This is a genomic window from Facilibium subflavum, assembly GCF_003574485.1.
Classification (GTDB): Bacteria; Pseudomonadota; Gammaproteobacteria; order Francisellales; family Francisellaceae; genus Facilibium; species Facilibium subflavum.
On record NZ_QLIT01000260.1, the window covers coordinates 1 to 8,494 of the forward strand.

Here is an 8,494-nt window from a genome sequence, read left to right on the forward strand (position 1 = left end):
AAAAATGATTGTATTTGCGATAGTGACTTTGGTGGAATAATATCATAATTGTCATCACTTCGCTGTCGCTCATCGTTGTTTTACGGTAGCGCTTACGCTGCTGTGTTTCAATTAAGTTTTGTTGCCAGGCTGGCATAAATTCTTTGCAAAAATCATCGACAAAACAGAAGATAAGTTCTAGCATAACACCTCCATGAGGTTGGTTTTTTGTTTTCAGCTCCAGAAATACCTTTTGGAGAAAAAAATTTCAACCTCATCACAGTATATTTATGCATGCTTTTTAATCTTTTATATCGAACTCACGTTAAAAATATAAAAGCTGTGCTAGTATTGAGGTTACCTGTAAAAAGCCAAAATCAACTAGATGCTATCAACAAAACAGCTTAGAATCTTTGCCACGATTGCTCAACAAGGAAGTATTACCAAGGCATCTCAAATCCTTAATCTAACGCAGCCGGCGGTGAGCGCTTCGTTGGGGATGTTAGAAAAAACATTACAAGTTAAACTCTTTGATCGTATCGATCGGCGCATTGTTTTAAATAGCAATGGGGAAAAAATTTATCCTATTGTATTGACTTTGTTAGAGAGAATTAATGCACTAGAGCAGACTTTTGCTGATGATGAGGAAGTTAAAGGTATTATCAAAATATCAGCAAGCACAACGATTGGAAACTATATCTTGCCAGCACTAATGGCAGGTTTTAAAGAAAAGTACCCAAAAGTTGAGTTGTTATTGAAAATTGCCAATACTGCGGGTGTTATTGAGCAAATTGCGCATTATGAATCTGATATTGGTTTTATTGAAGGCAATTGTTTGCACAGTAGTATTAACGTTTACCCGTTTAAAACAGATGAACTTATTTTATTTGTTAAAGCAGATCATCCTTTAGCTATCAACAAGACGGTTCAGGTTGATGAACTTAAGAAATATCCATTTATTATTCGTGAAGAAGGCTCAGGGTCAAGGCAGATTTTTGAACAGAAATTTTTGCCGCTTGTTAATCATAATATCAATATTTTCCTTGAGCTTGGCAGTAGCTCCGCGATTAAATCTGCGGTTAAAAATAGTAATGCAATTGGCTGTATTTCTTGCCATGCATATAGTCAAAACATGGGATTTCATCGGCTGGTATGTCATGATATTCAATTAACACGAGATCTTTTTATATTACAAAATAAACGCCAACATACACCTTTTATCGTTGAGGAATGGATCGATTGGGTCTGTCAGGAAAATAGATAAATTTAAATTATGTTTTCAATTAAAATAATTAAATATAGCTTATAACTATACTTTGCTATAGTGGCTGCAACACAAAAGAAAAAGTTGTATTTTATGAAAGAGAGAATAGGCTTTTTAGCCGGTATTATTAAGGTAATGATTATCTCAGCAATTGCCTATGCAATCGCGATGATTCCTGAGATTAAAAGCATTGGTATCAGCCCATTAATTATTGGTATACTACTTGGCCTTGTTTATGCGCATACACTTAAGAAAAAAGCGCCACTTCGCTGGTCAAGTGGTGTAATTTTCTCTGCCAAACGCGTTTTACGTATTGCGATTATATTATTTGGATTTAACCTTTCATTTCAGCTTATTGAGTCAGTTGGGGTCCCAGGTTTATTGGCATCAATATTGATGTTAAGCACAACTTTTATTCTTGGCATAGTATTAGGACAAAAGGTTTTTGGTTTAGACAGAGACAGCGCAATTTTAATCTCTGCAGGTAGCTCTGTTTGTGGGGCAGCTGCCGTTTTAGCAGCGGAATCCGCGATTAAGTCAGAGCCGTATAAAGCGGCTATGGCTGTTGGTACCGTAGTAATATTTGGCACGATTGCCATGTTTTTATATCCTATTTTGATGAAAAGTGGGATTTTAGGCTTGAATGACACCGCTTATGCCATTTATACCGGGGCCAGTATCCATGAGGTTGCTCAAGTAGTCGCAGCCGGAGATGCAGTTAGTCACAGTGCTGAAGTGATTGCAGTGACGGTTAAAATGATTCGTGTGATGATGATTGCCCCACTGTTAATTATCGTTGGGCTTTGGATTGCTTATCAAACTAAGCGTTTAGCCGCAAAAAAAGGCGGTAGTACACATCAGATTAAAGTTATTATTCCTTGGTTTGCTGTTGGTTTTATTGCTGTTGCTGGCTTTAATTCATTTGACCTATTGCCACATGCGCTTGTTAATGGGATTTTAAAAGTAGATCAATTTATGCTGACTATGGCGATGACTGCTTTAGGTATTGAAACCCACATTTCAAAATTTAAACAAGCAGGTATCAAACCTGCATTACTTTCATTGGTTTTATTTGCCTGGTTGATTTTAGGTGGCTTGGTTATTACGCATCTTGTGTGTTGATTTCTGCCCTTATCATAGAATATTGCTGTACCAACCAACCAGGCAGAATTAATGAGAAACTCTTGAAATAACATACAAAAATGAAAGAGCATAGCCTTAGCAGGTAAGCGCACATTTCTTTAGTCGCTAACTGGCGCTATAATGCTTTTTAAGGATGAGGTGGTTTAATGGAATATCTGTGCTATACAAATTTTTTCATAACAAGATAACACTTTTTAAAGATATTAATTTTTCACTGGTTTGTATCAGTGGTTTTTTAGCAACGTTTGCTAATGGTCTTGTCTATATTTCAGCGTCATGGTATGCCTATAGTTTATATCATTCAATTACGGGTGTTGCGATTATGATGCTTCTCATATGGCTGCCAGGAATAGCACTATCACCACTTTATGGGAGCTGTGCTGATCGATATAATAAAAAGCACCTTGTGATGTTGTCTTTATTGGTTCGTGGTATAAGCATTTGCTTATTTGGCACATTGTTTATATTGAAAATAGTGGTTAGCATTTTCTATTTAGCTATTATATTAGGCGTGTTTGTTGCTTTTTATATGCCTGCGATAATTCCCTTAATTACAAAAATTATCCCACAAGCGCGGTTTGTTGAGGCAAACGCAACGATTGATATGTTATATGAAATTGGTACAGTTTCAGGGATGGGTATCAGTGGGATATTGATTATAGCATTTGGCATTAATGGTACTTTATTGATTGGTGGCTTGATTTTTTGCTGCGCTGGGCTTGTTATGTTTTATCTGCCTTTTAACCAGGAAAGCGCGAATAAGCAAGTACCGCAATCATCATCAAATATGCGTTTTACTCATGCATTAAACTACCTTTGTAGGGCAGGAGATCTTCTGGGCATCTATGTGATACAAATCCTTATCATGACTATTATTATGACGGTTCCTGTGCTACTTGTCCCCTATGTGAAAGAAATATTGCAAGGTGGTACTGATATATTTGCCGCATTTGAGGCAATTTACTCCCTGGGAATACTTATTGGCTGTCTTTTTATTCCGGTTTGTCATAAAAACTTTGGCTATAGAAAAATGATTTTAGTGCTTATATTCTTAATGGCTTCTTCTTTAATGATTATATCTTTTAGCCAGGTGTTCACTATGTCTATCATTGCTTATTTTATATTAGGAATCTCATTATCTAGCTGGGCATTAACCTTATCTGAATCACAAAAGATGACTTTAATTCATTTTCAAGGCAGACTTCAATCTTTAGTAAACGCAGTTTCAGGGTTTTTTGTGCTTATCGCTTATCTATTAATAACGTTTAAAGGAAATTTGGTGCAGGTGACAACGATGTATTTAATTGCAGCTATTTTGCTATTTTGTGTGTTTTTCATCAGCCTTATCGTCGTGAAAAAATCGCAGATAGACAATCCCGAAGCAAAGGCGAGAAAGGCATTTGTCATGGAAAGTTGATTAAGTCCTTCCATTAATCTCTTACAAAAAATAACCGTTTTATTTGCTCTTTTTGTATTTTCCCTTGCCGGTTAACTGGCAGTGCATGAACATAGCGAAAGGATTTTGGTAGCAGGGTTGCTTCAAAGTATTGACTTAAATGGTTTTTGAATTCTCGATTGATTTGCAGTCTGGAATAGCTGTTATAAGCTTTAAGACCATCTTGATTTAATACGATGACAACACCGATATATTGCCGGGTTGTTGCCAATGAGATGGCATAACATTCACTTATCCAGGGATGTTGGCTTAAGATAGCTTCCAGGTAATTAAGTGCAAGACGTTTCCCTTCAATTTTGACAATGCGATCAGCACGTCCCAATAAGGTAAAAGTTTTATGATCATGCTGTTGAATATAATCACCGCTTTGGACACTGCCTTCTGGAAAAAATGGGGCACGAACGGTTAACAGGTCTTTGTTATTATGAATTAATTCAACTTCATCAAAACAACGCCAGTTCTCAGCATGAGTTTGGCAGCGCCAGGCAATAATTCCTGTTTCACTGCTGCCTAAAATTTCATAAGGTGTCAATGTAAGGTTTTGATAAAGCTCCTGTGCGATATGTGGTTTTAACAGGCTGCCAGCAGAGAAACAAATTATTCTTTCTGAAAGATTTTCATTGCAATCAAGCCTTGCCAGTAACGTAGGGTTACTGATCAATACCAATGGTGTGTTTTGTTGAAGCTTCTTAAACAACTGTTCAGGATAAAAAATTGTTTGGATACAAACACTTCGGGCACTGAAAAGTGGCCAGAGAATATAAAACACTAAGCCATATAAATGCTGATGTGAAACGCTACTATAAGTTGGATGTGATTGCACCAAGCTACCAAATAAATATTGTAAAGCTTGGACTTCATTATATAAGTAAGCCAGTGATTTCTTAATTTTTTTGGGTTGGCCTGTTGAACCTGAGCTAAACAGTATGATATTTAATTTATCTTGATATGCTTTGATGTTGTCAAGAATATCAGTCTGTGTTGTATACAGAGGTTGGTGGCTGGCAAGCCAGTAATCATCGATTAAAATATCGTATTCAGCTTTTAATGTGTTAAGCGTGCCAGGTTGCTTGTCAGGTAATAAAATAGCCGTTTTCCCAGCGGCAATAAGCGCAAATAATGCGATGGTGAATTGATCACTTTGATCAACCGCCAAAGCAAATCGTACCGCTTTTAGGCTTTTAAAGTAATTTCCCAGTGCATTTATCTGTGCAATAAATGCTTTTTTGCTCAGTGTTGTAGTATCTGAGAAAAATACGATTTTTTGTTCATAGTCATCATTATAAGAAAAAAAATCATTGATACTAAGCATCATGGTTACTCTTGTGATGCAAGGTATGGCGAACCAGGATTTCAATAATCATCAACAAGGCCATTAAAAGATAAGCGATAAACCCATTATAAAGCGTCCAGGTTTGAATGCTGCTAAAAAGACTTGTATAAAGTGCAATCATGCCATTTATAATGAAAAAACAGCACCAGATGATTGTGACTTTTTTAGTATAATTAACCGCTTCTGGCGGCAGAGCGCTTTTCTTTGCAAGCATTGCAAAGCGTAAGATCATGTTTTTTTCTGTTAATAAAGAACTTGCAAACAGGATAAAAAAACCAAGGTTCATTAAGACTGGGTAGAGCTTTAGAAAAAGTGGGTTGCTGCTTATAAGGCTTATAAGGACAAGTACAATGGCTATGATCACCATAACACCCAATCCAAACCTGGAAAAAGTCTTGCTGGGGATGGCATTTACCATATATAAACGGATAGAAAATATCAGTAAAATAACCAAGCCAAGCCATTTTATGGAGAACCAGCTAATCCCAAAATAAACAATAAATGGGTAAAGTATCAGTAAAGTACCGATAAGTGGCACCAGCAGTTTATTGCGCTTCATTTTTCTTATTGCTAAGTTCTTGTTCGATTAAATCCACGACATCTGCAACCGTTTTGACTGACTTAAATTCCTCAGGTTTGAATTTTTTGTCTGTTTTGGATTGCAGGTGTACGATTAAATCCACCGCATCGATGCTGTCAAGGTCTAAATCTTCATAAAGCCTTGCTTCTAAGGTTACATCATGCGGGTTTAGTTCAAAAAGCTCATGGAAAATATTTTTAAGCTCATTAAGAATTTCATTTTTTGTCTTGCTCGTCATGGTTAATCCTTTTTGTTTTCACTGATGAATTTTGCCAGTGAGGCGACAGATTCAAAATGTTTGTGTGTTGATTTATCATCAGCATCCAGTGAGAGATTATAATGTTTTTTGATCGTGACACCTAGCTCTAGTGCATCGATTGAATCAAGTCCAAGCTCATCACCGAATAAAGGGGCATTGCTGTCAATGTCATCTGGCGTTAAATCTTCCAAGTTTAAAACGTCAATAATCAATTTTTTTAGTTCTAATTCAAGTGTTTGCATCGTTTTGTATAACCTTTTTTTCTAATTGTTTTTGAAGTACTCTTGTCAGCTTTCTTGCAGCAATAGAAGGCAGCCCTGTTTCCTGTAAGATTGTATTAGGATCGATTAACTGGCCAACCTTCAATGTAAACCGCGGTTTTACTGGTGCTATTTTATACCATTTTTCATTTTTAGCTAGCGTGTTTGGCTGACAACTTAGATGAATAATACGAATTGGCGCATTAGCGCGTATGGCAATTTGCGCTGCACCGCGCTTAAGTGAGATAGGCTGCCCTGGCACGGTTCGTGTTCCTTCGGGGAACATTAAAAGGTTATTGCCTTTTTGAAGCGTTGATTTAATTGCATCAAATGTCTGCTCTGGATCGATATTTGGGATGTAGCCAGCACTTGAGATAACATTGCGTACATATTTGTTTTGCCAAAGCGAATTTTTAACGATGTTATCACAGGTTGGCAGTTTTGAAACAATGGCAACATAGTCGATCAAGGTTGGATGATTTGCAATAAACAAACAACCTTTATCCTGCTTTAGTTTGTCTATACCGATAAATCGAAAAGACATCAGACCAAAACCTGATAATAAGAAAATAAAAGTGCGAAAAGCATAATGAATCAAGCGTTGAATAACCTTTTTAGTCGACTTTTTCTGACCTGTAAGCTTCATAACCAGCTGTATTATTGGGATGATTATATAGCCTAAAACCGCGCCACCTAGGAAAAACAGGCTAAAGGCAATTCCTGTGGCTAAAATACGCCAGATATAGTTGATGCGGTAGCAAAGTTTATTCAACATAACTATTTGTTTAGATCGCTTCTTGAACTTAAATTATAGTCGCACATTATTCATGAAATAAAAGCCAAAGAAAAGGACTTTTATCGTTTTGTTATTATTCTTGAAACAGTGTTTTCCAAAATAGCCGGATTATCATGTTGTATATTCTCTGTAGAATAAACACAGTGTTTAACAAAAAATTTTTTATGGAGTAATAATGACTACCAGCAAAAATACAGGAATGGAACTTTTTCAAACGTTGCATGGCAAACATAGTGCCAAGCAGTTAATGACAGCATTAAGTGAAATTTGTCCTGAATATGTTGATATGACAATGGGTTTCTCATTTGGACAAATTTTCAATCGTCCTTATCTTTCATTAAAAGATAGAGAATTGATTGTTATTGCTTTATGTGCTGCTTTAGGCGATATGAGTTTGCAGTTAAAGGCCCATTTAGAAGCTGCAATAAACTGTGGTGCAACAAAAAATGAATGCATTGAAGCAATATTGCAGACGGTTTGTTATAGTGGTTTTGCCAGAGTGTCTAATGCATTATTTGTTGCAAAACAGGTTTTTGAAACAGAAGTTAAAAGCCACAATCGTTAAAGGAGAAGTAAGTTAAAACGGCACAGGATACTGTCTTCTGACTTTTTCAATATCTGCAAGTATTTCATCTGTTAAGGTTACATCAGTTGCGTTGATATTATTTTTTAGCTGTTTCATATCAGTAGCACCCATGATAGAAGCAGTCATATAAGGCTTTCTTAGGGTAAATGCAATTGCCATCTGACATATATCAAGCTGGTGTGTTTTGGCAACCTCGATATATTGAGCAACAGCTTTTTGTACCATGGGGGTGAGTCGCGTCATATAGTTCTTTGCTTGATCACCCATAATCTCTGGCGAAAAGCGTGCTTTAGCAGGTGGGTGTTGGCTGAGGTATTTACCGCTTATGATTCCCATATTAAGTGGAGACCAGGATAAATAAGCGACTTCTTCAAGTGCGCAAGCTTCCATAACATCGGTTTCATCTCGGCGGCGCATTAAGTTGTATTCATTTTGAATGCTGACAATTCGTGGCAGCTGGTGTTTCTCAGCAATATCACAAAACTGTTTAATTCCCCAGGCAGAATCGTCTGATAAGCCAATATGGCGTATTTTTCCCGCCTTGATTAACTTATCACACGCGTTGAGTGTCTCTAATATATTTTCATTTATAATCTGCTTGGCTTTCTTGCCTTGCGCCGGTTCAAAGTCCCACCAGTTTGCAAAATGATAGTTAGGGCGATTTGTCGGCCAATGTAACTGATACAGATCAATGTAATCAGTTTGCAGTCGCTTAAGGCTTGCATCGACTGCTTTAGGGAAGCGCACAAAATAACTTCCCGACCCCAAGTTAAACATTAGTCACCAAAACCGCAACAATAAAATCAATTACCCGCTTAAGCCAACAACATTCTCTGCC

The 8,494-nt window shown here is 36.9% G+C and carries 9 protein-coding genes and 2 pseudogenes; 4 read left to right on the forward strand and 7 right to left on the reverse strand.

Going from position 1 to position 8,494, the window contains the following annotated elements:
- Positions 1-184: pseudogene (locus DNK84_RS12810) on the reverse strand (IS982 family transposase); the annotation flags it as partial.
- 180 nt (positions 185-364) lie between these two features.
- Here DNK84_RS12810 and DNK84_RS12815 point away from each other — a divergent pair.
- The 3 genes from DNK84_RS12815 (at position 365) to DNK84_RS12825 (ending at position 3,803) form a co-directional block, all read left to right on the forward strand.
- Entirely contained in the window at positions 365-1,243 is an 879-nt protein-coding gene (locus DNK84_RS12815; RefSeq protein ID WP_119344872.1) for a LysR substrate-binding domain-containing protein, read from the forward strand.
- Positions 1,244-1,336: 93 nt separating this feature from the next.
- Entirely contained in the window at positions 1,337-2,365 is a 1,029-nt protein-coding gene (locus DNK84_RS12820) for a YeiH family protein (protein WP_119344873.1), read from the forward strand.
- Positions 2,366-2,543: 178 nt separating this feature from the next.
- Positions 2,544-3,803, forward strand: a complete 1,260-nt coding sequence (locus DNK84_RS12825; RefSeq protein WP_162902461.1) for an MFS transporter — start codon at positions 2,544-2,546, stop codon at positions 3,801-3,803.
- A gap of 13 nt (positions 3,804-3,816) precedes the next feature.
- Here DNK84_RS12825 and DNK84_RS12830 read toward each other — a convergent pair whose 3' ends face one another.
- From DNK84_RS12830 to DNK84_RS12850, 5 genes are read right to left on the reverse strand one after another with little or no spacing between them, the layout of a single operon-like run.
- Complete coding sequence (locus DNK84_RS12830) at positions 3,817-5,157, reverse strand: AMP-binding protein (protein ID WP_119344875.1); 1,341 nt, start codon at positions 5,155-5,157, stop codon at positions 3,817-3,819.
- On the reverse strand, positions 5,147-5,734 hold the full coding sequence (locus tag DNK84_RS12835) for a COG4648 family protein (protein ID WP_119344876.1): 588 nt from the start codon (positions 5,732-5,734) through the stop codon (positions 5,147-5,149). Before DNK84_RS12835 ends, DNK84_RS12830 begins: the two co-directional genes overlap by 11 nt.
- Positions 5,721-5,993 carry an acyl carrier protein gene (locus tag DNK84_RS12840; RefSeq protein ID WP_119344877.1) on the reverse strand — a complete coding sequence of 91 codons (273 nt, stop codon included), beginning with the start codon at positions 5,991-5,993 and terminating at the stop codon, positions 5,721-5,723. Before DNK84_RS12840 ends, DNK84_RS12835 begins: the two co-directional genes overlap by 14 nt.
- A gap of 2 nt (positions 5,994-5,995) precedes the next feature.
- Complete coding sequence (locus tag DNK84_RS12845) at positions 5,996-6,256, reverse strand: phosphopantetheine-binding protein (protein ID WP_119344878.1); 261 nt, start codon at positions 6,254-6,256, stop codon at positions 5,996-5,998.
- Positions 6,243-7,049: a lysophospholipid acyltransferase family protein gene (locus DNK84_RS12850; RefSeq protein WP_119344879.1), complete on the reverse strand. Its 807-nt coding sequence runs from the start codon at positions 7,047-7,049 to the stop codon at positions 6,243-6,245. The genes DNK84_RS12845 and DNK84_RS12850 overlap by 14 nt, the downstream gene beginning before the upstream one ends.
- Positions 7,050-7,245: 196 nt before the next feature.
- On the opposite strand from DNK84_RS12850, the gene DNK84_RS12855 reads away from it, so the two are divergent.
- Positions 7,246-7,635: a carboxymuconolactone decarboxylase family protein gene (locus DNK84_RS12855; protein ID WP_119344880.1), complete on the forward strand. Its 390-nt coding sequence runs from the start codon at positions 7,246-7,248 to the stop codon at positions 7,633-7,635.
- A 12-nt stretch (positions 7,636-7,647) separates the two neighbouring features.
- Here the strand turns inward: DNK84_RS12855 and DNK84_RS12860 are convergent.
- Positions 7,648-8,388, reverse strand: a pseudogene (locus DNK84_RS12860) (aldo/keto reductase); the annotation flags it as partial.
- Positions 8,389-8,494: the final 106 nt, after the last annotated feature.